Origin of the sequence: Qingrenia yutianensis (assembly GCF_014385105.1) — a bacterium.
In the GTDB taxonomy this organism is placed as follows: domain Bacteria; phylum Bacillota; class Clostridia; order UMGS1810; family UMGS1810; genus Qingrenia; species Qingrenia yutianensis.
The window spans coordinates 1-23,837 of record NZ_JACRTE010000005.1 but is presented as its reverse complement, the minus strand read 5'-3'; the positions used below and the strand labels follow the sequence as shown (position 1 = coordinate 23,837).

Sequence of the window (23,837 nt, the reverse complement as noted above, 5' to 3'; positions counted from 1 at the left end):
TAATCGGTGATAAATTATGAAAAGAGAATTTACGGCGCATATTTTTGTTTTAATAACGGCGCTGATACTTGTTTTGTCCGTCGCTCTGCCGTCGGGAATTTTGCCCGACAAATGCGGAAATTCGCTTTTGTTGCAGGCGGCACGGTTTGAAAGAGGCGAAATCACCGCACCGCCGGCGGACACATCGGAAAAAAACGAACAATTTTATAAAATCTACACGGCAGGCTATATGCTCGGCGCGGTTGAAAAGCTTTTCAGCGACGGCACTGCGTGGAAGATTACCGCGCTTTTGTGCGTGCTTTTTTCGGCGCATCTCATATTTTTGACGCTTTCATCGTTTTCGCCCAAGAAAAAAGCATTTTTTGTGCTGTGCGTGTTTTTTGCGTTTCCGAGCCTTGCACTGGCATACTTTTCCGCGTCGGGATACATCGGAACAATGCTTTTTATGTCGCTTTTTATGTTCGTGATGTTTATAAAAACCGACTACTTTTTAAAATGGTATCTCGCGTCGCTCATATCGGCGTTTATGTTTGTGGATTTGCCGTTTTTGTGCATAGTTTTTTATGCCGTGCCGATTGCTGCATATCTTGACGCGCGCAAATATCAGTCGTCGGCAAAGGCGTTTGCGCTCGCGTCGGGGGTGCTTGTGTTCGGCATTGCAATGCATATTTTCTGCTCTTTTATGTATAAAGACGCACTCGGCGCGTTCGACAATTTTGCACCGCAGAATATTTTAAATGCGTTAAAAAGCGAAACAACATTCTTTTTCGCGTTGAGCTTTATAGGAATTTTCAAATGTCCGAAATATGTGAAAAGGTACATTGTTCCGTCACTCTGCGCATATCCCGTGTTCCTGCTTGCGTCGGCGTTCTCGCAGAATATCCCTGCGCTTGAACTTTGTTTTCTTCCGCTTATTTTTACGGGATTTTCGGCAAGCATTATACATCAGAAGTTTTATCGAAAATATTCGCGCATAACGCTGTTTATATTCGTTATCGCTGTTGTTGTAATGTCGGTGCAGAATATATCGGCAGTGATTGCGCTTGCAAAAACGTTATCTTAAAATAAATGCAAAAACCGCACCAAAAGTGCGGTTTTATTGTTTTTATTGAATTACTTCGTACATATCGGCGGCGTCCTGCTTTAAAACGTGCTCGGCAACCGACACAACCTTTACGTTTATCACCTTTTCGCCGAACGTAAGCGACAAAAGGTCGCCCTCCTTAACGTTTGCCGACGGTTTCGCAACTTTGCCGTTAACCGTGATTTTTCCGTTTTCGCAAGCCTCCTGCGCCAGTGTGCGGCGCTTTATAAGACGCGAAACTTTTAAATATTTGTCAAGCCGCATTTTTATCATCCTTTGTTATATAATGTGTTGTTTTTGCAAAAATATAAGGCACAGGAGTATAAAATCCTATGCCTTTTAATTCGGACGGAAAAATCCGCCGTACCTTTTAACGGTAAAATTATTTTACAGCGTCTTTCAAAGCGCTGCCTGCTTTGAATGCAGGAACTTTTGTAGCAGGGATTTTGATTTCTGCTTTTGTGAGCGGGTTGATACCGTTTCTTGCAGCTCTTTCTCTGATTTCAAATGTACCGAAACCAACGAGCTGAACTTTGTCGCCGCCCTTTAAAGCCTCTGTGATGCTGTCGATAACAGCGCTCAAAGCTTTGTCTGCATCTTTCTTTGTAAGACCGCTTTTTTCAGCGATATTTGCGATTAAATCTGACTTATTCATTTTAAATTTCCACCTCTCTGATAGTAGTTAAGTAAACAAATTTTACCCTTTAACTATATTTTAATTAAATTCAGGAATTTTGCAAGTCTTTTTTTTAAAAAACGCCCGATTTTTTGATTTTTTATACAAAATCCACTAATTTAGCGCCTAATTAAGCGGAATTTCAGCATATAATTGGCTATTTTTTCACCTTTTGGAAGCATTAAAACGTCGTCATAGGTGACAAGACGCGTTACAAACAGCATTATGCCGTAAACAAGCGCGCCTGCGGCAATGCAGATAAGCGTTAACGCAAGGTAGAAAACACGTCCCGGCGATGCGGCAAAAGCGTTCATAACCGACATCACCGCTATGACCGACGCGCCCATTGCCGCAACGCAGATTACTGGTTTAACCACAAATTCCGCAAGCGAAAATTTCACTTTCATAAGCTTTACAATCCAGAAAACGTTGAGCGTGAGAATTAGAATATAACACGCGTTTGTGCCTATCGGCGCACCGCTTATGTTGATTTGCGGATTTGCAACGAGAATGTAGTTTATCACAATTTTGAGCACACCGCCCAAAAGCATATTCACAACGGGAATGTTAACTCTGCCGATTGACTGCAAAATTGCGTTGGTAAGCATAACCAGCGATACGAAAACTATCGCGATTGCAAGTATCGAAAGCGTCTGCGCCGCGTTTGCGTTGGTGTATACCGCCCTTAAAATCGGCTCTGCGAGCGTTGACATTCCGACTGCGCACGGAAGCGCGAAAAGAAGCGTTATTTTAACCGATTTTTTTGTAAGGTCGGAAACAAAGCCGTGTTCCTTTTTGACATATGCGCCTGCGATTGCCGGCACAACGCTTATGCTGATTGACGAAATAAGCGTCGGGGGCATATTAAAGAGCGGCACCGCGTAGCCTGTGTACGAGCCGTAGAGCGCAAGCGCGGTGGTTTCGGGGTCAAACCCTGCCGCCTCAAGACGGCGCATTATCATTGCCATATCTATTATGCTTGTGAGTGAGAAAACCGACGCTCCGATTGTTATTGGCACGGCGATTGATATAAGCTTGCGTGCTATTTCTCCGCCGTTTCTGTGCGCTTTTATGCTTTCGCCCGTGTAGAGCGTTTTGCGCTTGGAAAGATAAATTATCAAAAGCACCGCAAATCCCAAAAGCGCGCCCAGTGAAACGCCTGCAACCGCACCTGCCGCGCCGAAATTTATTCTTTCAATATCGTTTGTGATTGTTGATGTAAAGTAAAACGCCAGTCCGTAGCCGAAAATCAGCTTGCCGAGCGCCTCGAAAACCTCGCTCGCTGCGGTGGGAAACATATTCTGATGCCCTTGGAAAAATCCGCGGAACGCGGACATAAGCGCCACAAAAAGCATTGCCGGCGCGATTGCCTTAATTCCGAGCGCCGCGCGCGGATTGTTGAGCATAACCGAAAATTTTTCTGCGAATGTGAACAGTATGAAAAATCCTGCTATGCCGATGACTGAAAGTATCGCAAAGCTTACTTTTAAAATAAGCTTAACCTCGCTTAATTTGCCGAGCGTTCGGCTTTCGGACACCATTTTTGACACCGCTACCGGCAGTCCTGCCGTCGCTATGATGAAAAGGAGGCTGTATATGGTGTATGATGTTGAAAAAAGTCCCATTCCCTCCTCGCCGAGGATATACGTCAGCGGAATTTTAAAGCCGGCGCCGATGACTTTTACCAGTATGTTTGCCGCAACCAGTATCAGCGCGCCTTTTACAAACGTTTGATTTTTGTTTTCACTCAAATTTTTTCACGTCCCTTTTTTGTGTGCTTGTCTTATTATAACAATGTATATGCGGTTATGTCAAATAAAAATGTTATTTTTACAAAAAAACGGCCTGATTTTTCAAGCCGTTTTGATGAAGTTATGCGTTTTTTATGATGTTTATAAGCGTCCGTGTTTTTTCTTCGATGAGTAAAAAGTTGTTTTCGTTAAGTGCCGAAACGGGTATCACCGATGCTCCCGCCGCAAGTGCAACTGCGCCCGTTTTCATCAGCTCGTCCGCGGTGTCCTCGTTCACACCGCCCGTTGTGATAAACGGAATGTGCGAAACAGGTGAGAGAATGTTTTTAAGGTACGGTATATTGTGCGGTTCTATAGGGAAAATTTTCACAATATCCGCGCCGAGTTTGTGCGCCGTGACGATTTCGCTCGGCGTAAACGCTCCGGGAATTGAAAGCATACCGTTTTCCTTTGTCAGCGATATAACTTCTTGGTCGGTATTGGGAGCGACGATAAATTCCGCACCCATTTTTTTTGCATCGGCAACATATTCTTTCTTTACAACCGTTCCCGCGCCGACGCTTATGCCGTTTCCGCACGCGTTTTTAATTATCTCAAAAGCCCTTGCCGTCTTTTTAACCGTGTCGGGGTCGGACGGATTGAAGGTTATTTCAAAAAGCCTTGCACCGCCGTTATAAAGCGCTTTTGCGGTGTTTTCAAGCTTATCTTCGGGAATGTTACGCAAAATCGCGATAAACTTGTGTTTTTTTATCATTTCATATGTACTATTCATTTTTTTTCACCGCCTATGCCCTCAAAATAGAAAAATGCGTCGCCTTTTTTGCGTATTGACGTGAGATTTCCCGTGTAATGGCGCAGATTTCGCGGAACATACGGGTGTTTTGCGATTTCTTCTTCGTTAACCTCAATGCCGATGCCCGGCTTGTCGGGAATTAAAATATATCCGTCCTCAAACACAATTTTTTCGTTTGTGATGTCCCTTCTGAACGCGCCGTCGGTGAGCATAATTTCGTGAATAATAAAGTTCGGCACCGTTGCCGCAAGGTTCAAAATCGCGGCGTTTGAAATCGGTCCGCTCGGATTGTGGAACGACACGGGAATGTGCTTCGCCTCCGCCATTGCCGCAACTTTTTTGCTTTCATAAATACCGCCTGTGTGGAAAATGTCGGGCTGTGCAATATCCACCGCGCCTTTTGCGAACAAATCCTCAAAACCGTATATCGAATAAACCCTTTCACCGCCCGAAATCGGTATGTTCGACTTGCTTCTTACATATGCGAGCGCCTCGAAATTGTCGGGCGGACACGGCTCCTCCATAAGGAAAATGTTAAATTTTTCGAGCGCTTTTGAAATTTTAACCGCGGTGTACGGATTAAATCTGCCGTGGCACTCGATGAGAAGGTCGACGCCGTTTCCGACCGCCTCGCGGACCGCCCCCACAATGTCAACCGCCTTTGAAAGAACGTCGTTTTCAATGGTCATATGCGATTTTCCGAACGGGTCCCACTTGAGCGCCTTAACGCCGAGGTCAACCGTCTTTTTCGCGCATTTTGCAAAATCCTCCGGCTCTTTTGCGTCGATAAACCAAGCGTTTGCGTACATTTTAACCTTATCGCGCACCTTTCCGCCCAAAAGCGCGTGAACGGGTGCATTGTAAAATTTGCCCGAAATATCCCACATTGCCATTTCAATACCGCTTATCGCGGACATCAGAACAGGACCGCCTTTCCAGTAAATATCGCGGTAAACTTCAAAGCGCATTTTCTCGATTTCAAGCGGATTTCTGCCGGTGATAAGTCTTTTTAAATCCTCAACGCATCCGCAGAGCGCGCCCTCCTGCGTTCCGAGCGATGCCTCGCCCCAGCCGTACAAACCCTCGTCGGTTTCAACCTTTATGAACGTCCAGTTTGTGCGGTATGCGTCCATTGTATATGTTTTAATATCGGTAATTTTCATAACTTTTCTCCTTATAAATTATTATTTTCCGCCGTTGTACGGCAAAATCGGTACAAGCACGCCCGAGTCGACCGTGAGCGACGTTCCCGTTATGCTCCCCGACAAATCGCTTGATAAAAAGTAAACCGCGTTTGCGATTTCTTCCATATCTGCCTCGCGTCCCGTGAGATAGTTTGCGTGGCGTTTTTCAAGCTCGGCGGGTGCGACGTTTTCCCAGCGGTCTGTATGAATTGCGCCTGCGATAAGGCAGTTTGCGCGTATTTTGTACGGTGCAAGGTCTAACGAAAGATATTTGCTCAATGCGTTTATCGCCGCTTTCGACACACCGTAAACCGCGCGTCCGCGCACTGCTCCGCACCCTTGCACAGAGCCGAGAAGAACGATACTTCCGCCGTTTTTAAGCATCATTTTCGACGCGTACTGCGACGTGAAAAAAGTTCCTTTGAGGTTTACGTTCATAACAGAGTCATATCCCTCCTCGTCGGCTGTAAGCGTGTCAAGACCTATGCCGAGGTTTGCGGCATTTCCGACAAACACATCAAGCGTTTCGGTGTTTTGCTTGATTTCATCAAAAGCGCGCTCAATATCCGCAACGCTCGAAAGCTCAAGCGAATAGCCGTAAGCGTCAATGTTCGGAAATTCTTCTTTAATGCGTTTTGACGCATTTTCCGCGTCGGTCTTGCTCCTGCTTGTGAGGTGAACGTTATAACCGTTTTTTGCAAAAGTACGGCACATTTCGAAGCCCGTATTTTTGCTTCCGGCGGTTATAAGCACATTTTTGTTCATAGTTTTCGCCTTCTTTTTATAATATTTTAAATTTTTTTGTAAAAATAAAAATGTTATCTCATACGCTTATTTTATAACAAATACTTGCCAAAATGAATATATTATTTTATAATATAAGATATAATATTTTATCATTTTGAAAAAGAGGGCGCAAACTATGGTTCAGCTTATGCGATACGTTATGACGGTGAGAAATAATTTTATCCACTGCGACTACACCGCCGAGGCGGATATATTCGCACTGCTTGAAAACGGAAGTTTTGACTTAGAATGTGACAGGGAAAAATTTTGCGTAAATGCGGGTGAGGGCGCGTATTTTGAAAAAGGAAAACATTATTTCCGAAACGTAAATTCACAGCTTAAACTTCATCTCTTCAGGTTTAAATCAGAGGAAAAATCGTTTTTTGACGGCAAAGTGACATTTATAAATAAAGAAAGAATTTTTTCGGACATAGACGTTTTAAACAAGCTTTCGGGCGATATTTACAGCGATAATTTTGAATATAAGGCGCACATTTTCAGCGACATTGTGAATTTGTATAAATTCGAAAACACCAATTTGAGCGGTGAAAAAATTATAAAAGACAAGTTGATTGCCGACGCGTTGAAAACGCTTAACGAGGATTTTTTCAGAAACCAACCGCTCAATATTCTTGCGGAAAACGGCAATATTTCGTACGTTCAGTTTTTGCGCCGTTTTAAGGCACAGACAGGTATGACGCCGTTTGAATATACCGCGCGCCTTAAAATGAAAAGAGCGGAGGAACTGCTTATTAACACAAATCTTGCGATTAAGGATATATCGGGTGTTTGCGGATTTGAAAACGAATATTATTTCAGCAATTTTTTCAAAAAACGCAAAGGCGTTTCGCCGTCCAAATTCCGCGCCGACACCGCTGTTATGTAGAAAAAACCGTCTTAATTTTTAAGACGGTTTTAAACTAAATGTATTTTTTCATATGGTCGATTGCGCTTTTTTCAAGACGCGACACCTGCGCCTGTGATATGCCGATTTCGTTTGCCACCTCAATTTGCGTTCTTCCCTTGAAAAAGCGCAGATTTAAAATGTGCCGTTCGCGCTCGTTCAGCTTTCGCATAGCCTCTTTGAGCGAAATTTCTTCAATCCAGTTTTCGTCGGTGTTTTTCTCGTCCGACACCTGGTCCATAACAAAAATCGCGTCACCGCTTTCGTTGTAAACAGGCTCGAAAAGCGACACCGGCGCGAGAATTGAATCGAGCGCAAACGAAACGTCCTCTTTTTTCATTTCAAGCGCTTTTGCAATTTCTTCAATGTTCGGTTCGCGCTCGTTTTCGCGCACGAATTTTTCCTTAAACTGAAGCGCCTTGTAGGCAGTGTCGCGGAGCGAACGCGATACGCGCACGGGCTGATAGTCGCGCAGATACCGCCGAAGTTCGCCTATAATCATAGGTACGGCATAGGTTGAAAACTTCACATTCAGCGTTGTGTCAAAGTTATCCAGCGCCTTGATAAGCCCTATGCACCCCACCTGAAACAAATCGTCCACGTTTTCACCGCGGTTGTTAAATCTTTGTATCACCGATAAAACCAGCCTTAAATTGCCTTTTACAAATTCCTCACGCGCGGTCATATCGCCGTTTTTAATTCTGTCGAGCAGTTTTGTTTTTTCGTCGTTTGAAAGTATCGGAAGCTTTGATGTGTTCACGCCGCAGATTTCAACCTTGTTAATCAGCAAAACAAAAGCCCTCCCAAATTTTTCTTCGGTACACAAGTTTTATTATGCCCGCACGCGGTTTTGATATACAGACACTTGACAAATTACGGCAATTTAACTATACTTTAAAATGTAGAAAAATTTAATTTTCAGCATTATACAAGAACATTTCGGAGGATAATATGAACTGGATAAAAAGCATAATTCATACAACGAGCGCCGGCATAGAAAGCGTTGTCGGCGGACTTTTGAATATCGGAATAAACGGCACGCAGATTGAGGATGAGGCAGATTTTAACGATTTTCTCGAGCATAACAAAGAGTTCTGGGACTTGGTGGACGACGAGCTTATAGAGCAGAAAAAAGGCGGTACAAAGGTTATTTTTTATCTTGCGGATAACGAATATCTCTCGGAAAATATTGCGAACGTCAAAGGTATGCTCGCGTTTTTGAAATCGTTTGACACGGACGGAAAATTCGGCGAGCTGACGCTTGAAACCGAGTCGGTTTGCGAGGAGGACTGGGCGAACAACTGGAAAAAATATTTTAAAGTCCTTGAAATCGGCGAAAAAATAACCATTTGCCCGATTTGGGAAAACGCGCCCGAAACCGACAGAATTGTGTTTAAAATCAATCCCGGAATGAGTTTCGGAACGGGTACGCACCACAGCACCAAAATGTGCATTGAGGAGCTTGAAAAAATCATTAAACCGGGCGACGAGGTGCTTGACATAGGATGCGGCAGCGGAATTTTGTCAATCGTTTCACTTCTTCTCGGCGCAAAGGACGCAGCCGCGCTTGACATTGACCCGAACTGCATTTATATTGCATACGAAAACGCAGGTTTAAACGGAATTTACGAGGATAAATACACCGTTTTGTCGGGCAATGTTTTGTCTGATGACGCACTTTTTGCGAAAATTTCGCACAAAAAATACGACGTCGTTGAAGCAAATATCATTGCCGACGTCATAATCGCTCTCGCGCCGAAAGCAAAACAGCTTGTCAAAAACGGCGGAACGTTCGTTACGTCGGGAATAATAATAAACCGCGCCGACGAGGTGGAAGAAACGCTTGGAAAATATTTTAAGATAGAAAAAATCAAGCAGAGCGGAGAGTGGATTTCGATAGTGTGCAGAAATTATTAAAAAGTTACAAAAAAACATAAAAATTTTTTGAAAATACCGTCAATATTTTAAATAAAAATTTCAAGATGTGCAGCGTTTTGTGAAATTGGATATTTTTTTATTTAAAATATGTGCGAAATTTACAAATATGAAAAAAATACCGCTCGGCGGTTGACTTTTAAAGGAAGTTATATTATAATGGTAACGTAAATATTTATAGTCGGGTGGCTTATGCCCGGTAAGTATTTTACAAATCGGAGGTGCTTTTAAACCGTGAAAGTTAAGGACGGATTTATCGTTAAAAAGGTTGTTGACGACTATGTGGTTGTTCCCGTCGGCGATAATTTTGTGGATTTTTCTTCCATTATAAACCTTAACGAAACGGGTGCGTTTTTGTGGAAGTGCCTTGAAAATGACGTGACAGAAGATGAACTTGCAGATATGCTCGCAAAAGAGTATGAGGCGGACATTTCCGAAGTGAAAGGCGATACGTCTGCGTTTGTTGAAAGCCTTAAGAACGCAGGTCTTATTGAAGATTAAACTATGGCGGATAACGAGATAAAAAACGGTATATCACCGCTTAGATGGCTGATAAAATGCGCGTCGCCGAGGTTTTTGAGCCTTGCTGTTTTAACGCTCGTTTCAGTCGCGGTTTCGGTCATCTCGGTGTATTTTGCACTGTGCTCGAAAGATGTTATCGACGCGGCAACAAATGTTAGCATGCGCGCTCGGCTCTATCCCGAAATGCTCCGTTTGTCGGCGCTTTTGATACTTCAAATCGCACTCGATTCGTGCGCGTCGTTTTTACATATCAGAGTTTTAAGTAAAATAAAAATAGATTTAAAGGAAAATTTGTTTTCCTCGATACTCGGAAAAGATTATCTTTCCGTTTCAAAGTATCACACGGGCGATTTGCTCAACCGAATAAACAACGACACAAACGTTATCGCAAACTCGATTACAACAGTCGTTCCGGGTTCGGTGTCGCTCATATCAAGGCTTTGTTTAAGCCTCTATGTGCTTTTTGTGCTTGATAAATTTCTTGCGGTTGTGTGCATTGTTTTAGGCCCGGTTATCGTAATAGCGGCCCGGCTTTACAAAAAGAAATTTAAAGCATTGCACAAGCTTTACCAGGAAAGCGACGGAAAAACCTCGTCGTTTATGCAGGACACTCTGCTGAACATTTTGGTGATAAAATCGTTCGGCAACGAAAACAAAATTTTGTCCTATTTAAAAAAATTGCAGGACAAAAATTTCAGAATTGCTTTAAAGCGCAACAATATCAGCATTGTTGCTAACATATTGTTTTATTTGGTGGTAACGGCAGGTTACTATTTCGCGCTGGGCTACGGCGCGTACAAGATTTCAATCGGCGTTATGACGTTCGGCACATTGACGGCACTGCTTCAGCTTGTCGGCGACTCAATCGCACCGTTCAGAACGGTTTCGTCGCTTTTACCGCAGTATTATCAGGCGCTCGCGTCGGCGGAAAGAATTATAGAAATTCTTGAAATCGACAACGAATTTAAGCTTGAAAAGCGCAAAACAAGCGCACAAATTGCAAAGCTTTATGCCGATATGAAAGAAATTTGCTTTGAAGATGTGAGCTTTTCGTACGACGGAAAGAAAAAAATTCTCGACAAGCTTAATTTAAATATCAAAAAAGGCGAGTTTGTCGCGATAAGCGGTAGGTCGGGAATAGGCAAAAGCACATTTTTAAAATTGATTTTGGGTATAATTTCGCCGACAGAAGGCGGAATTTACATAAACTGCACAAACGGCAGGATTTCGTTTGACAAAACAATGCGGAAAATGTTTTCGTACGTTCCGCAGGGAAATATGCTTATTTCGGGAACAATCCGCGATAATATTGCATTTTCCGAAGAAGATGTGTGTGACGAAAGAATAACCGAATGTGCAAAAACCGCACAGATTTATGATGTGATTTCAAAGCTTGAAAACGGATTTGACACCATGCTCGGCGAGGGCGGAGCAGGGCTGTCGGAGGGGCAAATTCAGCGTCTTGCCGTTGCAAGAGCTCTTTATCACGACGCGGATATACTACTTTTGGACGAGGCAACCAGCGCGCTGGATAAAGATACGGAATTGAGCCTTTTAAAAAGCCTTAAAGCTATGAACGAAAAAACACTCATAATTGTGACTCACCGTAAAGAGGTTATGGACTTCTGCGACCGTATTATCAGCGTAAAATAAATCTTGCGCTTTTAATAAATATTGATGTATTCATCATAAAAATGCCGTAAGCCGAGGCATAACACGGCTTGTATGACCGGAAACGGTCGGTAAAAAAGAGGGAGGAAGAATTTAATGAGAAAGAAAAGTTTGCTAACAAAAGTTGTTGCACTCGGTGCAACGGCAATGTTGCTCGCTTCAACGACTGCATTTGCGGCAACAGCACCTACAGTTTCTACGAAAACGATTTATTTGAAAGGTGATCCTAATTATGTGTATGTAACCACTACGGTTAGTGGAGTAAGTGCTAATGATGAGGTTACATATTTGGCAGGTGATAGCACCAACCCTATCTACATAAATCAGTATACTATTCCTGCTGACACTGTAGGTACATATTCGTTTAGCTACAAAACCACAAAAGCAAATGTTGCCGGAAGCGCGGTAAAGGTTGCTAAAGCTGACAGTACTTTTACAGACACCGCGAAAGCCGAAGATGGCAAACTTCCTGCAACAGATAAATTTACACTTACACTTAAAATTGATGATGTAGAAAAAGGTGCTTTTACATATGAGGCATATGAGGCTGTTTCAAATGGTATTTTCACTTTAAATAACATTGATTTAGGTACTAATAAGACGATAAACGGTGCAACATATGATAATGGTGAATTAGCTTCTACTTACTATAATGCGGATAATAAAACAATCACGGTTGCTTTTAAAAATGGTCTTACTACAGTAACCAATAATGCTATGGAAAAGACATCGGGTACTCTTAGTATTACTACCGGGGATTCTGTTTCACCTACAGTTACTCGTACTGCTGCTTTGAAATCTAATAAGGCTACATTAACTATTAAAGATAAAGATGACAACGACGTAAAAATCGAGAATGCACGTATGTATGTTGTGTATGGTTCTGCAACCGGAAACGCAACAGAATATGGTATAGCAGTTTGCGAGAGTGGTGACCCTGCTACATTAGGCAATGATTATGTTTGTTATCCTGCTACTTCGGTTGATCAAGCCGGTAATTTTGGTGTTGCTATTGTTGACAATGAAACAAAAGATGCATTTACTGCGTATGTTAGACCGTATTATAAGACAAACAATGGAACCTATATGTCAAATGAAGACACTGCATTAACTGTGGTTACTTTTGAGGCAGTTACAGAGTAATAAAGGAGGTTATTTCAATGAAAAAATATACAAAACCCTCAATGGAAATTGTAAACTTGAAAGTTGAGGAAAATATCACTGCTCCTACAACATTTTATAAAAGGGGCGCGGCAACTATAAGCCTTTTAGGAAAAACCAGCGCGGAGATTAAAGCTGGTGAAAATGGTTTTAATGCAGTTTCCTAAAACTTAAAAATCTAAAACTTACGAATGGGCGGGTTATACAACCCGCCTATTGTTAGTTAACGGAGAAGAAGATGAATTTAAAAATTGCAAATTATTATGTGCGTATTTCGGGTGCTGATTTTAAAGAATTTGACGAGCTGTTTGCATCTTACATCACAAATGACAAAATCACAGATTTCGATTTTGAAGTTGAATTTTCGGTAAAAGACGAAATCCAAATTCCCGAGGAAAAGCTCACCGCACCGCTCAGAAATTGGCAGCATTGTCAAACCAAAGACGGCGGTGTGTGCACAATGCGCATTGACGAACAGGGAGCTTTTTTGAGAAATGACATCTCGCCCGACGGCAAAAAGGCGAAAGTTTCCATTGCCAACCGTGACAAAATTTACGGCGTTGACATTTGGTACATCTCGTTTTTCGCTATAGGCGAGGCGTTTTCATACGCAATGCTCAAAAACAAAAGCGGTGTTCTGCACTCGTCGTCAATAGTTTTAAACGGCAGTGCAATAGCATTTTCGGCGCAGTCCGGCACGGGTAAATCCACCCATACGTCAATTTGGCAGGAGGTTTACCCCGACACTGTTATTGCCAACGACGATACGCCGGTCATAAAATTCCAAGACAGTGTTCCGTATCTTTTCGGCTCGCCGTTCGCAGGCACAAGCGGAGTTAACCAAAATGTTTCCGCTCCCCTTAAAGCTGTGGTTTTTCTGCACAGGGGCACTGAAAATAAAATTGAAAAACTCTCGGGTGCAAGAGCGGTTTCGTACTTTGTAAACGAAATCAGAAAACCGCTTGTTCCCGATTATCTCGATTTATGTATGGATTTCACGGACAAAATTTTGAAATCCACACCTGTGTATCTTTTAACCTGCACACCCGACGAAAGAGCGGTTGAAACGGTTATGAACGCGGTGCAAATTTAAAAAACGGAGGTTTTGCAAATGAAAAAAACGGTCAGCATTATTTTGACGTTCGCTCTCATTTTTTCGTCCTTTGCGGTGATGAACGCTTTCGCGGTTTCGTTTTCCGATTTGGACGGTCACTGGGGCAAATCTTACATTGATGTACTTGTAAACGACGGCACTATCAACGGCTATGACGACGGCACTTTCCGTCCCGACGGCACCGTCACGCGCGCCGAATTTGTTAAAATGATAGGCAAGGGCAGTGAAAAAACGGACGTTGTTTATACCGACGTTCCTGCCGACCACTGGGGTTACGACTACATTATGTATTCGGGACTTGACGTTTCGGGCACGCAGTTTATGCCCGACAAGGCGATTACGCGCGGAGAGGTTTTAAACCTTATCTGGAAACGCAACGGCAGTAAAACAGGCATATCCGCGCCGAGTGTCATCACAAGCCAGTCGGACAACAAAGACGCGGCTGCGTGGGGCTACACTTACGGCATTATGACGGGCGACGACGGACTTAATCTCCGTCTTGGCGACACGCTCACCCGTGCAGAGGGTGCGGCGCTTATCGTCCGCGCAAGAGAAATTAACGAAAATTCGCCTGCGAAAGATTTTGCGGATATTGTTTCGCCCGACGTTTTGAAAGCAGTATTTGGAAGTCAGACGCTTTTTGACAGAGAATACAATCCCAATGCGACGTTCACCAACGGCGAAATGGCAAGAGCTGTTTTAAGATTTGGTTCAAGACAGTATAATCTTACTTTTAAAAATATTTCCGCGGTTAACGAGCTTGACTGCGAATACGGCAAGGAATTTTACGTTACGAGAGGCGAAACGCTCGGCGGAGTGCCCAACACGGCGGAATTTGTGAGCAAAAACGCAAACGTCGGCGACACGCTTTCCGAAATGTGCTATAACCTTATCAAGCTTGTTACGAAGTCGGCAAAATTTGACACAAGTGCGTCGTATCCCGACGTGACGGGCGCGGACGGCACGCAGAAAAAGTATCTTGATTACGCGGCGTCAAACGGAATTTGCCTTTTTGCGGACGGCAAAATCCACCCCGATAAGGAAATTACTATGAAAGAATTTGCCGCAATTTTGCTTCAGCTTGACGCGGTTATCGGAACGCAGGTTTCGTATGCGTCGGACGGCAGCGGAACCAATGAAAATTTGAGCACCGACGTTGCGAAATATCCCGAAAATTACGGCGATTACACCGCGATTATAAAGAGTATCCCGAATTACGTTTATTCAAACAAAATCAGCAGTGCAAAGGCGAGCGAGAGCTATTCTTTTGCAAGCGCGATGAAACAGATGTTTGTAAATCCGCTTTCCGAAATGGAAAAAACGCTTGAAAAGGGCGGTATTAAGGCAAATATCACATATTATCCCACGCTTGTGACAAATCCCGAGTCGTATTTTATTTACCGCGTTAAGGTTAGCGTTTCCGAGGCGGACAACGCAAGTCTTGCGTCGGTGCTCGGCGACAAGTACAAATGCACGGATGTTACCGCAAACAGCGGAAATACCGTTTGGGTTGATCTTAAATTTAAGCTTCCTATGGGCGACTTGCTCCTTTTCTATACCGACGCTGAAATTGTAAACGCGTTTATCGGTTAAAATTTAACAACAGAATTAGGTCGAATTACATAAAAAATTCCCCTTGCAAACAAGCGAGGGGTAATTTTTTTGCAAAAAATTACATTTTCTTAACTTTGATTTAACCTTGGAAAACTATAATTTCATTAAACATTAGGGAGGGTGAACGGCTATGGCAATAGAAGTTTTTAACCGATACGAGCATAAATATATGCTGGATAAACAGGCATATGAAAGCGTTATAAACGTTTTGCAAAAGCATATGGAGCTTGATTTTTAAAACAAAGACTATACGCCTTACACCATTGCAAACATATATTTCGACACCGACGGCGATTATAAAGCGGTATTTATCACATCTCCGCTTTTGAAAAGTGGAAAAACCTATACCGTTTCGGCATGCTCGGAGGTTAAAACGGCGGAGCTTTCGGAGCAGGTTAAAATTTTTATTTGGATAAATAATTTAGTTTTTTGCCTCATTTTCGAGCAACGTTCCTATTTTGCTGAAGATAAGCGCGGTGTCCGCACGTGTGGGAGCGATTTTCGCGCCGATAAGAATTTCGTATCCGTTCGACCTGTCAACAACATCAAACATTACGTAGTTTGCAAAGCACCATTCCATAGGAACACGCGCATAGTCGGATATATTGTCTTTGTCGCTGCAGCCGACTTTGAAAAATCAAAGCTGCCGCCGATTGCAACAACCGTTTTTGGCAACGGTTTATCTCACCATTTCGTCCTGTCTTCCCGTTGCCTTGTGCGACTTTATAACACTTAAAATTTCGTCGATACTGCTTGCCGACATATCGCCAACAACGGTGTTTTTAACCGCCGATGTGGCATTGCCTATTTCGAGCGCGCTTGTAATATCGCCCGTTTTGATAAGACCGTACAAAACGCCTGCAAGATACGCGTCACCGCTTCCTATACGGTCGATAACCTCAATGTTGTTATACGGTTTTTCTTCGTAGAATTTGCCGCCGTAAAAGATTTTTGAATTAAAATTGTGGCGCATCGGCGAAATAACTTCACGGCGCGTGGTTGCCACAAGTTTGCATCCGTAATCTTTAACGTATCCCTGCATAATTTCTTCAAGCGTGCCCTCTCTTTGGAGCATACGGCGCGACGTTTCCTCCGAAACAAAAAGAAAATCGACGTATTTTAAAATGCTTTGTATAACCTCTCGCGCCTCTTCCTCGCTCCACAGCGCGGAACGGTAGTTTACGTCAAACGAAATAAGCGCACCGGCTTTGTGAAAACGCTTAATCATTTCGAGCGCGGTTTCACGAAGGTTTTTGTCTATCGCAAGCGTGATACTGCTGATGTGGAAAACCTTTGTTTTTTCGTAAATATCGCTCGGAAGTTCGTCTAAACTCAATGTGCACATAGACGAACGAGCACGGTCGTAAATGACGGTCGATTTTCTCGGGTAAGCACCGCTCTCGTAATAATAGACACCCAGACGCGCGTCAGCAGATTGGTCGTAGACAATGTAATCGTCGCTCACGTTTCCGTAGCGGATTTTGTTGCGCACAAAATGCCCGATTTTGTTTTGCGGAATTTTTGTGATTATTGCCGAGCGCACGCCGAGCATAGACGCGCCCGACACAACGTTAAGCTCACTTCCGCCGATTGTTTTTTCAAACGTTTCGCACTGCGAAATTTTCTCTTTTGCCGGCGGTGACAGGCGTAACATAACTTCACCCATACCGATAATGTCAAATTCCGTGTTTGCTTTAAACATATATCATCTCTCCTTTGACATCATTATATCACAAAGTGACGGATTTTCAAGTTTTTTACATCAAATTGTGCCGTAAAATTTTTGTGTAAATTTTTGCAAAAATATCAAAAAGCTGTTGCAAAATGAGAAAAAATTTTGTATAATTATAACGTTGTGAAGAAACATATATTTTTTATAAAAAAGGGAAGTGCAGTGATGAAGAAATTTTTGGCTTGTGCCTGTGCGGCGGCGCTTATGCTCGGCGCAGTGCAGACACCGCATACAACTGCGTACGCCATAACGGTGATTGACGACGCGCAGACTGCGTGCGAGAAAAATATGGAACGTTTTCTCGATTTGCTCGAAAAAGCGGATGTGGATGTAAACTTTACTAAAGAAGATATGGAAAACCTTTTGTTCGGTGCGTGCGAATACTCGACAAACTCGTTTGTCGGCACGGGATTTTTGGTTGAACGTTTTAAGGTTGTAAGTCCCACGGCAACAAAGGCAGGATATGTGAGCGCAGATGTGAGCATTTTTATAGACGACGGCGAGGAGGCACTCACGGTTAAAAAAGAAATTCCGGCAGGCACCGACAGCAGGGCGTTCGGCGGTTTGACTACCGACGACGGCGACAGCGAACCTGTGAAGGAAGACGTTTCCGACGGCAAAATAGACGAGGCAACGGCTAAAAAATACATAAATGCGGCAAAAAAAGCGATAAGCGACGCTATGTGGACTTTTGAGGTTTCAAACGACACAACTTCAACAGACATTTTGAAAATGGCTATGGACGCGACGGATAACAACGATGTTATAATCACGCTTGACAAGGCGAATTTTAAAATTGTCAAATCGTCGAGCACGGTAAACGGCACCGTTTCCGCAACTCTCACGCTCAAGTGCGGTACCGTTGAGGACGCGGTTCCCGCGGCAAAAACACTTCCTTTGATTGTGAACGAAACAACAAAGGCGATTGACGAGGACAGACATCTTATCGGCGTTGCAATGGACGAAATTGCGTACGACAACAGAACCACAAAGGAAGAAATGCTTGAAGTTGCCGAAAAAGCTGTTAAAAACGGCACAAAAGTGTCCTGGAAATCGTTTAACAAAATAAACGCGACATTCAAAGAGGACGGCAACATCACCGCTTATCTTACAATGACTCTCGGCGATGAAGAACGCGAAACGCGTTTCAGCGAAACACTTCCCAAGCTTGTAAGAAAACTGCCGGTTGACAAAACCTTGATTAACAAAGAAGAATGGGAAATTTTAAGACTTACAAACATTGAGAGAAACAAAGTCGGCTCGGTGCTCCTCACAATGCCCGAGGTTTTGCAGAATGCGTGCAGTATCCGTGAGGTTGAACTTGTGGAAAGCTTTTCGCATACAAGACCGAACGGACAAAAACCCTTCACTGCAATTACAGGGTTGAGCTATTCGACCGCGGGCGAAAACATCTATAAATGTGACGCAAAGGCGCGCGCAGTTTCGGGCGAAAATGCGATGAATTCCTGGATGAACAGTGACGGACACCGCGCAAACCTCCTCAAAAGCGGTTATAACTATATGGGCGTCGGCGTATATGACGCTGAAGAAACAGGCACGGCTGTTCAGCTTTTTGCAGGTGTTCCGACTTGGATTACTTCGGTTGTTACCGCATCGGGCAAGACGAACTACATAGATACGGACGAAATGCAGAAAGATTATCTTATCTGCACAGCGAGCGACGGAATGGTTTCATATGTTCCGATTGACCTTGAGTATATGACAAAAACCGAAAGCGGTTACACGCTTAATCTCCGTATGAGCGACTCGGCGGACAGAATTTATCTTACAACGGGCGGCAGCGCAAACTGGTCCAAACCTGTGAAGAACACCGAGGAAGAAACAAAAACCGAAGATAACAAAACGGAAAATACAAATACATCAAACGTCACTGCATTTGCAGACGTAAAATCCGCCGATTATTTTGCCGATGCGGTAAAATGGGCGGTTGAAAGAAACATCACACAGGGCACGGGCGCATCGACGTTCTCGCCGAATGACACCTGCACAAGAGCGCAGATTCTGACATTCCTCTGGCGTGCGGTAGGTTCGCCCAAGGCTGAAATCGAAAATCCGTTTGCAGATGTATCGTCAAGCGACTATTACTATGACGCGGCGCTTTGGGCGTACGGCAAAGGTATGGTTTCGGGCAGTAAATTTGACGGAAATACACCTTGCACAAGGTCGTCCACCGTTGAATATCTGTGGAAAAATGCAAACTCGCCGAGAACCGAAATTTCGGGCACGTTCAGCGACGTTTCAAACGGCGCGGGCTTTGCCGAGGCGGTTGCGTGGGCGGTTAAAAACAACGTTACCGCAGGTACAAGCGCAACAACATTCTCACCCGACGATACTTGCACAAGGGGACAGATTGTTACATTCTTAAACAGGGCAATACAATAATTTAAATAAAAAGGAGAAAGAAAAATGGTTAAGAGAGTATTAGGTTTACTGATGGCATTATGCGTAATGTTTCCGGTTTTGCCGACGGCGGTTTTCGCTATTGATGAAGAGGGCGAAATTAAAACCGCAATGAAAGCAATCAAAGACGGTATCGGCACAATGGGTATCTATAACGATATGACAGCAGATGAGTTTTTGAGCGCGGCTAAGAAAATTCTTCCCGACGGAAGCACGGTTGAACTTGGTTTCTCGAAAGAAACAGACTTCCGCATTTACAACGCTACAAGCGAAAAAGACGGTTCGATTTTCGTAAACATTATGTTTAAGTGCGGACCTTACACACGTCACGAAATGTATGACGCAAAAATCCCGAAACTTACGGGCGACGCGGCAACGGCAAACGCTGACAAAGAAAATCTTGCAAAAGATATAGCGGCGGCAAAAGCAATCTTCCAGAACGTTTCGCTCGACCCCGACGTTACGGCAGAGGACATTTTGGAGTCGGTTAAAAAAGTTATCACAAACGGAAGCACTGTTGAGCTTACAGGCGAATTTGAAAAAGTAGATTCTACCGCAACAAAAAAAGGTTCGGCAAAATGCTTTATTAAATTCACACTCGGAAATGAAACAGACACTATGAGAGTTTACAACACACTCCGCCTGCTTGAAACAACCGACGAAACAAACAAAGACGCTGACAAAGAGGACAGCAAAACAACAGACGAAAATACAGAAACAAAGACAGAAATCAATTTTGCGGACGTTGCAGACGATGCGTATTATGCTTCTGCTGTAAAATGGGCAGTAGGCAAAAACATCACACAGGGCACAAGCGAAACAACTTTCTCGCCCGATTTGACCTGCACAAGAGCGCAGATTTTGACATTCCTCTGGCGTGCGGTAGGTTCGCCCAAGGCTGAAATCGAAAATCCGTTCACAGACATCTCGGCAAGCGACTACTTCTATGACGCGGCAATCTGGGCATACGGCAAAGATATGGTTACGGGTGACAAATTTGAGGGCAACACTCCCTGCACAAGGTCGTCCACCGTTGAATATTTGTGGAAAAACGCAAACTCGCCGAGAACCGAAATTTCGGGCACGTTCAGCGACGTTTCAAACGGCGCGGGCTTTGCCGAGGCGGTTGCGTGGGCGGTTAAAAACAACGTTACCGCAGGTACAAGCGCAACAACATTCTCACCCGACGATACTTGCACAAGGGGACAGATTGTTACATTCTTGAGCAGAGCTTTGGAAGACTAATTTAAAGTTAAAAAACACATCGGCAATGAAAATTGCCGATGTGTTTTTTTGTGTTTAAAAATTTTTAATCAATATTCAAAAATAATTGACAACACCGCAAAAACAAAGTATAATCATTATTAAGAGTACAAAACGAGGTGCCGAAATTATGGAATATATAAAAGTTACAAAAGAAAATATTGAAAAAGAGCATATCTGCTGTGCTATTTCAAACAACAAAGATATTCAGGTGTCGTCGAAAAAAGCGTGGCTGAACAAAAGATTTTTGAAACTCATACAGAAAGGAAACTGAAATGGATGCTGAATTTATCAATCTGACGCCGGAAAATCTTTGTGACGAGCACGTTTGCTGTATTATCCGCAAAAACGCGCACAGCGGTATTGACGCAAAGAAAAAGTGGCTTTCTGAGAGGCTCAAAGAGGGGCATATTTTCCGCAAACTTAACGTAAACGCGTGCGTATTTATTGAGTATGCACCGCTCGAAACGGCAAAAAATCTGCCGTGTGTGTTTAATAATTTTGCGGTGTTTTTCAATGGTGAGTTTGTAACCGTTAATCAAATTGACGGTGCAACGGCAGAAAAAATCATAAAAAAACATAGCACATCAAAGCATCAAATATCAGGAAAATAATGCAAAGTTGCCGTATAATGTGTTTATGGAGATGAGAAAAATGGATTGGATTTCGGGACTTCAGCGTGCGCTGGATTATGTAGAGGAGCATATAACGGAGCCGATTGATTTTGAGAAAGTTGCAAAGTCGGCATATTCGTCAAGCTTTCATTTTCAGCGCGTGTTCAGCGCGGTTTGCGGTTACAGTTTGGGCGATTACATTCGTTTGCGCAGACTGTCGCTCGCCGGCAGCGAACTTGCGTCAACAAACGAAAAAGTAATTGACATCGCGCTGAAATACGGCTACGATTCGCCCGAAAGTTTTTCGCGCGCATTATAACGGCGGAAAGATTGATGAGGACTATTTCACGGTTGAAACTATCCCGGCGCATACGTATGCCGTGTTTAAAAGTGTCGGCAAAATGCCCGAGGCTTTTCAGAAGGTGTATAAGTATATCTGCACCGAGTTTTTTCCGGCGAGCGAATATCAGCCCTGCGGTATCGAGATTGAAAGCTACCCGTCGGCAGATACGCATAATGCAGATTATACCTGCGAAATCTGGATTGCGGTGGAAAAGAAACTGACAAATTAAGTTTTATATGCAAACTCCAAGGCAATCTGTAAAGGTTGCCTTTTTTATATTATTTAATAGAAATCTCTGCACGTGTAAGAATTATAATAATTTTTTCAAATGGTGAAACTTTTTTCGCTTTTTAGGGATATATAAAGTTGTAAAGACTAAAAGCTTTTAACTTTGCACAAAAGAAAGCGGGTTTGAAATGGCATATGAAACAAAGCTGTTGGAACGGCTCAAAAAACGCGAACCAAATTCAATAGACGAGGCGGTTGAGGTATACACACCGTATTTAAGCACGGTTTTGTATAATATGGCAGGAAACAGTCTGCCGAAAGAAGACATTGAAGAAATTGTGTCCGACGTGTTTGTTGCACTATGGAAAAATGCGGATTACATAGATTTGCAAAAAGGCACAATACGGTCGTATATCGCCGCCGCGGCACGCAATTTTGCGTTGAAAAGGCTTAACAAAAAGACGGACTCCGTTTGCATAGACGATATTGAACTTGCAGACCAATCCGCGCCGATTGAACAAAATACCGAGAGCAATGCGCTATGGGACGCGGTTATGAGTTTGGGCGAGCCTGACAGCGAAATATTTGTCCGTTATTACAAATTTAACGAAAAAATTAAGGAAATTTCAAAAGCAACGGGAATTAACGTATCAACCGTGAAAACCAAGCTTTCGCGCGGAAAACGCAAACTGAAAATAATTTTATCAAATGCGAGGGAAATGTTATGAACAGAAAAAACAATTTGTTTGAAGATTTGAACATCAAAAAAGCGAACGAAAAATTTTGCGCTCCGCTTGACATTGATATTCAGGCGGTCAAGCGAAATGTAAACGCAAAACTTGACTTCGCATATAAAGAAAGGAAGTCTGTCACTATGAAATCAAAAAGGAAAATAGCGCTTATTGCAATCGCGGCAACGTTTGTTTTGGGTATATCGGTTTTCGCCGCAAGCGGAATTGTATCAAATTGGTTCAGCTCGTCGTCGTCCGCACCCGACTACAATTCACTTCCGACGGCACAGCAGGTTACAAAGGACATAGGCTATAAGCCCGTTCTTATTGACACTTTTGAAAACGGTTATGCTTTTAAAAACGGCAGTATTGTAAACAATAACCTTACAGATGAAAACGGCGGTTCGGTTGAAAAATTCAAGTCTGTATCGTTTGACTACGAAAAAAACGGCGACATTGTAATTTTTGCGCAGGACAAATTTAATTCCGAGGCGGAATTGCAGGGCAATGTTGCCGAAACCGTAAACGGTGTTGATATTTACTATTACAGTTTTGCAAATAAGACTGTTCCCGGCGATTACAAGCTTACCGATGCAGACAAAAAAGCCGAGGAAAACGGCGAGCTTGTGTTCAGCTACGGTTCGCCCGAGGTTAAAATTCAAAATGTGCAGAGCGTTACCTGGGTAAAAGACGGAATACAGTATCAGTTGCTGCAGCTTGACGGCAAGCTTTCGGCTGATGAACTTACAAAAATGGCAGAAGAAGTTTTGAATAAATAATTTTTGAGTGAACATCAAAACCGCCGCAGGGATGATTTTGCGTATTTCCTGCGGCAAATTTGATGTATGAAGCAACGCTTTGCCTCTTTGGCTGCGGTAATCGGCAATGTATCTTATGAAAAAGTTTTTAACGCTATATAATGAAGAAAAAAGTCAAAAGGTAAAAAAATGAAAAAAATTCAAAAAAAGTGTTGACAACTTGTCCGCGATGTGGTATATTTATAAGGCAGTTTCGTGAGGGGCAACACACCGAACATTACAGATTTTTGAAAATTGAATTTTTTTAAAAAATTTGTAAAAAAGTGTTGACAAACCGACGAAGATGTGGTATTCTATAAAAGTTGCTGATAGTAAAGCAACAAAACAGAATTTGGTCTTTGAAAATTGAACAGCAAAGAGAGGTTCTCGTTAAAGAGAATTGAGTTAAAATTTAAAGCTAACACAAGCTTTAAGCCAAGTTTAGTAATGAGCTAAACAAACTGAAATAAAACGTTGATGCAAATGAGATTTGCATTAAAATACTTTTATTGA

At 43.0% G+C, this 23,837-nt stretch carries 25 protein-coding genes and 1 pseudogene; 17 read left to right on the top strand and 9 right to left on the bottom strand.

The features are described 5' to 3' along the window. The first annotated feature begins 16 nt into the window (after positions 1–16). Complete coding sequence (locus tag H8706_RS05640; protein ID WP_262431841.1) at positions 17–1,063, top strand: hypothetical protein; 1,047 nt, start codon at positions 17–19, stop codon at positions 1,061–1,063. Positions 1,064–1,105: 42 nt separating this feature from the next. Here H8706_RS05640 and H8706_RS05635 read toward each other — a convergent pair whose 3' ends face one another. The 6 genes from H8706_RS05635 to H8706_RS05610 all read right to left on the bottom strand — a co-directional run bounded on the left by H8706_RS05635 (position 1,106) and on the right by H8706_RS05610 (position 6,253). Next, the gene (locus H8706_RS05635; protein ID WP_178347821.1) at positions 1,106–1,348 is read right to left on the bottom strand and encodes an RNA-binding S4 domain-containing protein; all 243 of its coding nucleotides are present in this window, start codon (positions 1,346–1,348) and stop codon (positions 1,106–1,108) included. Positions 1,349–1,466: 118 nt separating this feature from the next. Beyond that, a complete protein-coding gene (locus tag H8706_RS05630) occupies positions 1,467–1,739 on the bottom strand; it encodes an HU family DNA-binding protein (RefSeq protein ID WP_262431840.1) in 273 nt (90 codons plus the stop codon). Positions 1,740–1,879: 140 nt separating this feature from the next. Then, on the bottom strand, positions 1,880–3,511 hold the full coding sequence (locus tag H8706_RS05625; RefSeq protein WP_262431839.1) for a putative polysaccharide biosynthesis protein: 1,632 nt from the start codon (positions 3,509–3,511) through the stop codon (positions 1,880–1,882). A 121-nt stretch (positions 3,512–3,632) separates the two neighbouring features. Then, positions 3,633–4,283 (bottom strand): bifunctional 4-hydroxy-2-oxoglutarate aldolase/2-dehydro-3-deoxy-phosphogluconate aldolase, encoded by a 651-nt coding sequence (locus H8706_RS05620; RefSeq protein ID WP_262431838.1) that lies wholly within the window; start codon positions 4,281–4,283, stop codon positions 3,633–3,635. Then, positions 4,280–5,467 carry a galactonate dehydratase gene (gene dgoD, locus H8706_RS05615; protein WP_262431837.1) on the bottom strand — a complete coding sequence of 396 codons (1,188 nt, stop codon included), beginning with the start codon at positions 5,465–5,467 and terminating at the stop codon, positions 4,280–4,282. The genes H8706_RS05620 and dgoD overlap by 4 nt, the downstream gene beginning before the upstream one ends. Before the next feature lie 21 nt (positions 5,468–5,488). Then, positions 5,489–6,253 (bottom strand): SDR family NAD(P)-dependent oxidoreductase, encoded by a 765-nt coding sequence (locus H8706_RS05610; protein WP_178347826.1) that lies wholly within the window; start codon positions 6,251–6,253, stop codon positions 5,489–5,491. 157 nt (positions 6,254–6,410) lie between these two features. Between H8706_RS05610 and H8706_RS05605 the strand changes: the two genes are divergently transcribed. After that, positions 6,411–7,160 carry a helix-turn-helix domain-containing protein gene (locus H8706_RS05605; RefSeq protein ID WP_262431836.1) on the top strand — a complete coding sequence of 250 codons (750 nt, stop codon included), beginning with the start codon at positions 6,411–6,413 and terminating at the stop codon, positions 7,158–7,160. Positions 7,161–7,194: 34 nt separating this feature from the next. Here H8706_RS05605 and sigG read toward each other — a convergent pair whose 3' ends face one another. Then, positions 7,195–7,968 (bottom strand): RNA polymerase sporulation sigma factor SigG, encoded by a 774-nt coding sequence (gene sigG, locus H8706_RS05600; protein ID WP_178348092.1) that lies wholly within the window; start codon positions 7,966–7,968, stop codon positions 7,195–7,197. Positions 7,969–8,129: 161 nt separating this feature from the next. Here sigG and prmA point away from each other — a divergent pair, with 161 nt between their 5' ends. The 7 genes from prmA (at position 8,130) to H8706_RS05565 (ending at position 15,174) form a co-directional block, all read left to right on the top strand. Beyond that, positions 8,130–9,095, top strand: coding sequence for a 50S ribosomal protein L11 methyltransferase (gene prmA / locus H8706_RS05595; RefSeq protein ID WP_262431835.1), 966 nt, complete (start codon positions 8,130–8,132; stop codon positions 9,093–9,095). Positions 9,096–9,347: 252 nt separating this feature from the next. Beyond that, positions 9,348–9,614: a PqqD family protein gene (locus H8706_RS05590; RefSeq protein ID WP_262431834.1), complete on the top strand. Its 267-nt coding sequence runs from the start codon at positions 9,348–9,350 to the stop codon at positions 9,612–9,614. Positions 9,615–9,617: 3 nt separating this feature from the next. Beyond that, the gene (locus H8706_RS05585; RefSeq protein ID WP_262431833.1) at positions 9,618–11,288 is read left to right on the top strand and encodes an ABC transporter ATP-binding protein; all 1,671 of its coding nucleotides are present in this window, start codon (positions 9,618–9,620) and stop codon (positions 11,286–11,288) included. A 114-nt stretch (positions 11,289–11,402) separates the two neighbouring features. Next, the gene (locus H8706_RS05580; protein ID WP_262431832.1) at positions 11,403–12,449 is read left to right on the top strand and encodes a hypothetical protein; all 1,047 of its coding nucleotides are present in this window, start codon (positions 11,403–11,405) and stop codon (positions 12,447–12,449) included. Positions 12,450–12,466: 17 nt separating this feature from the next. Then, positions 12,467–12,634 (top strand): hypothetical protein, encoded by a 168-nt coding sequence (locus tag H8706_RS05575; protein ID WP_262431831.1) that lies wholly within the window; start codon positions 12,467–12,469, stop codon positions 12,632–12,634. A 71-nt stretch (positions 12,635–12,705) separates the two neighbouring features. Next, on the top strand, positions 12,706–13,560 hold the full coding sequence (locus H8706_RS05570; RefSeq protein WP_262431830.1) for a hypothetical protein: 855 nt from the start codon (positions 12,706–12,708) through the stop codon (positions 13,558–13,560). An 18-nt stretch (positions 13,561–13,578) separates the two neighbouring features. Then, positions 13,579–15,174, top strand: coding sequence for an S-layer homology domain-containing protein (locus H8706_RS05565; protein WP_262431829.1), 1,596 nt, complete (start codon positions 13,579–13,581; stop codon positions 15,172–15,174). A gap of 442 nt (positions 15,175–15,616) precedes the next feature. On the opposite strand, the gene H8706_RS05560 is transcribed toward H8706_RS05565, so the two are convergent. Both H8706_RS05560 and H8706_RS05555 read right to left on the bottom strand, forming a co-directional pair. Beyond that, the gene (locus tag H8706_RS05560) at positions 15,617–15,775 is read right to left on the bottom strand and encodes a hypothetical protein (protein WP_262431828.1); all 159 of its coding nucleotides are present in this window, start codon (positions 15,773–15,775) and stop codon (positions 15,617–15,619) included. Between the two features lie 99 nt (positions 15,776–15,874). Further along, a complete protein-coding gene (locus H8706_RS05555) occupies positions 15,875–16,897 on the bottom strand; it encodes a sugar kinase (protein WP_262431827.1) in 1,023 nt (340 codons plus the stop codon). A gap of 195 nt (positions 16,898–17,092) precedes the next feature. Here H8706_RS05555 and H8706_RS05550 point away from each other — a divergent pair, with 195 nt between their 5' ends. The 8 genes and pseudogenes from H8706_RS05550 to H8706_RS05520 all read left to right on the top strand — a co-directional run bounded on the left by H8706_RS05550 (position 17,093) and on the right by H8706_RS05520 (position 23,306). Then, positions 17,093–19,330: a CAP and S-layer homology domain-containing protein gene (locus H8706_RS05550; protein WP_262431826.1), complete on the top strand. Its 2,238-nt coding sequence runs from the start codon at positions 17,093–17,095 to the stop codon at positions 19,328–19,330. A 24-nt stretch (positions 19,331–19,354) separates the two neighbouring features. Next, positions 19,355–20,593 (top strand): S-layer homology domain-containing protein, encoded by a 1,239-nt coding sequence (locus H8706_RS05545; protein WP_262431825.1) that lies wholly within the window; start codon positions 19,355–19,357, stop codon positions 20,591–20,593. A 148-nt stretch (positions 20,594–20,741) separates the two neighbouring features. Then, a pseudogene (locus H8706_RS05540) lies at positions 20,742–20,858 on the top strand (GNAT family N-acetyltransferase); the annotation flags it as partial. A 28-nt stretch (positions 20,859–20,886) separates the two neighbouring features. Further along, positions 20,887–21,225 (top strand): YoaP domain-containing protein, encoded by a 339-nt coding sequence (locus H8706_RS05535; RefSeq protein WP_262431824.1) that lies wholly within the window; start codon positions 20,887–20,889, stop codon positions 21,223–21,225. A gap of 40 nt (positions 21,226–21,265) precedes the next feature. Further along, a complete protein-coding gene (locus H8706_RS12425; protein ID WP_394354533.1) occupies positions 21,266–21,544 on the top strand; it encodes a helix-turn-helix domain-containing protein in 279 nt (92 codons plus the stop codon). A 61-nt stretch (positions 21,545–21,605) separates the two neighbouring features. After that, positions 21,606–21,797 carry a GyrI-like domain-containing protein gene (locus tag H8706_RS12420; protein WP_394354531.1) on the top strand — a complete coding sequence of 64 codons (192 nt, stop codon included), beginning with the start codon at positions 21,606–21,608 and terminating at the stop codon, positions 21,795–21,797. Between the two features lie 187 nt (positions 21,798–21,984). Next, positions 21,985–22,524, top strand: coding sequence for an RNA polymerase sigma factor (locus H8706_RS05525; protein ID WP_262431823.1), 540 nt, complete (start codon positions 21,985–21,987; stop codon positions 22,522–22,524). Beyond that, positions 22,521–23,306 (top strand): hypothetical protein, encoded by a 786-nt coding sequence (locus H8706_RS05520; protein ID WP_262431822.1) that lies wholly within the window; start codon positions 22,521–22,523, stop codon positions 23,304–23,306. Before H8706_RS05525 ends, H8706_RS05520 begins: the two co-directional genes overlap by 4 nt. The last annotated feature ends 531 nt before the right edge of the window (positions 23,307–23,837 follow it).

Excerpts from the sequence above, each read along its gene's own strand:
- H8706_RS05570 (WP_262431830.1), top strand. The coding sequence starts at position 12,706 with ATGAATTTAAAAATTGCAAATTATTATGTGCGTATTTCGGGTGCTGAT.
- H8706_RS05635 (WP_178347821.1), bottom strand. The coding sequence starts at position 1,348 with ATGCGGCTTGACAAATATTTAAAAGTTTCGCGTCTTATAAAGCGCCGC.
- prmA (WP_262431835.1), top strand. The coding sequence starts at position 8,130 with ATGAACTGGATAAAAAGCATAATTCATACAACGAGCGCCGGCATAGAA.
- H8706_RS05525 (WP_262431823.1), top strand. The coding sequence starts at position 21,985 with ATGGCATATGAAACAAAGCTGTTGGAACGGCTCAAAAAACGCGAACCA.
- H8706_RS05565 (WP_262431829.1), top strand. The coding sequence starts at position 13,579 with ATGAAAAAAACGGTCAGCATTATTTTGACGTTCGCTCTCATTTTTTCG.
- H8706_RS05545 (WP_262431825.1), top strand. The coding sequence starts at position 19,355 with ATGGTTAAGAGAGTATTAGGTTTACTGATGGCATTATGCGTAATGTTT.
- H8706_RS05605 (WP_262431836.1), top strand. The coding sequence starts at position 6,411 with ATGGTTCAGCTTATGCGATACGTTATGACGGTGAGAAATAATTTTATC.
- H8706_RS05580 (WP_262431832.1), top strand. The coding sequence starts at position 11,403 with ATGAGAAAGAAAAGTTTGCTAACAAAAGTTGTTGCACTCGGTGCAACG.
- H8706_RS05630 (WP_262431840.1), bottom strand. The coding sequence starts at position 1,739 with ATGAATAAGTCAGATTTAATCGCAAATATCGCTGAAAAAAGCGGTCTT.
- H8706_RS05585 (WP_262431833.1), top strand. The coding sequence starts at position 9,618 with ATGGCGGATAACGAGATAAAAAACGGTATATCACCGCTTAGATGGCTG.
- H8706_RS05555 (WP_262431827.1), bottom strand. The coding sequence starts at position 16,897 with ATGTTTAAAGCAAACACGGAATTTGACATTATCGGTATGGGTGAAGTT.
- H8706_RS05560 (WP_262431828.1), bottom strand. The coding sequence starts at position 15,775 with ATGGAATGGTGCTTTGCAAACTACGTAATGTTTGATGTTGTTGACAGG.
- H8706_RS05535 (WP_262431824.1), top strand. The coding sequence starts at position 20,887 with ATGGATGCTGAATTTATCAATCTGACGCCGGAAAATCTTTGTGACGAG.
- H8706_RS05550 (WP_262431826.1), top strand. The coding sequence starts at position 17,093 with ATGAAGAAATTTTTGGCTTGTGCCTGTGCGGCGGCGCTTATGCTCGGC.
- H8706_RS05640 (WP_262431841.1), top strand. The coding sequence starts at position 17 with ATGAAAAGAGAATTTACGGCGCATATTTTTGTTTTAATAACGGCGCTG.
- H8706_RS05610 (WP_178347826.1), bottom strand. The coding sequence starts at position 6,253 with ATGAACAAAAATGTGCTTATAACCGCCGGAAGCAAAAATACGGGCTTC.
- H8706_RS05520 (WP_262431822.1), top strand. The coding sequence starts at position 22,521 with ATGAACAGAAAAAACAATTTGTTTGAAGATTTGAACATCAAAAAAGCG.
- H8706_RS05575 (WP_262431831.1), top strand. The coding sequence starts at position 12,467 with ATGAAAAAATATACAAAACCCTCAATGGAAATTGTAAACTTGAAAGTT.
- H8706_RS05620 (WP_262431838.1), bottom strand. The coding sequence starts at position 4,283 with ATGAATAGTACATATGAAATGATAAAAAAACACAAGTTTATCGCGATT.
- dgoD (WP_262431837.1), bottom strand. The coding sequence starts at position 5,467 with ATGAAAATTACCGATATTAAAACATATACAATGGACGCATACCGCACA.
- H8706_RS12425 (WP_394354533.1), top strand. The coding sequence starts at position 21,266 with ATGGATTGGATTTCGGGACTTCAGCGTGCGCTGGATTATGTAGAGGAG.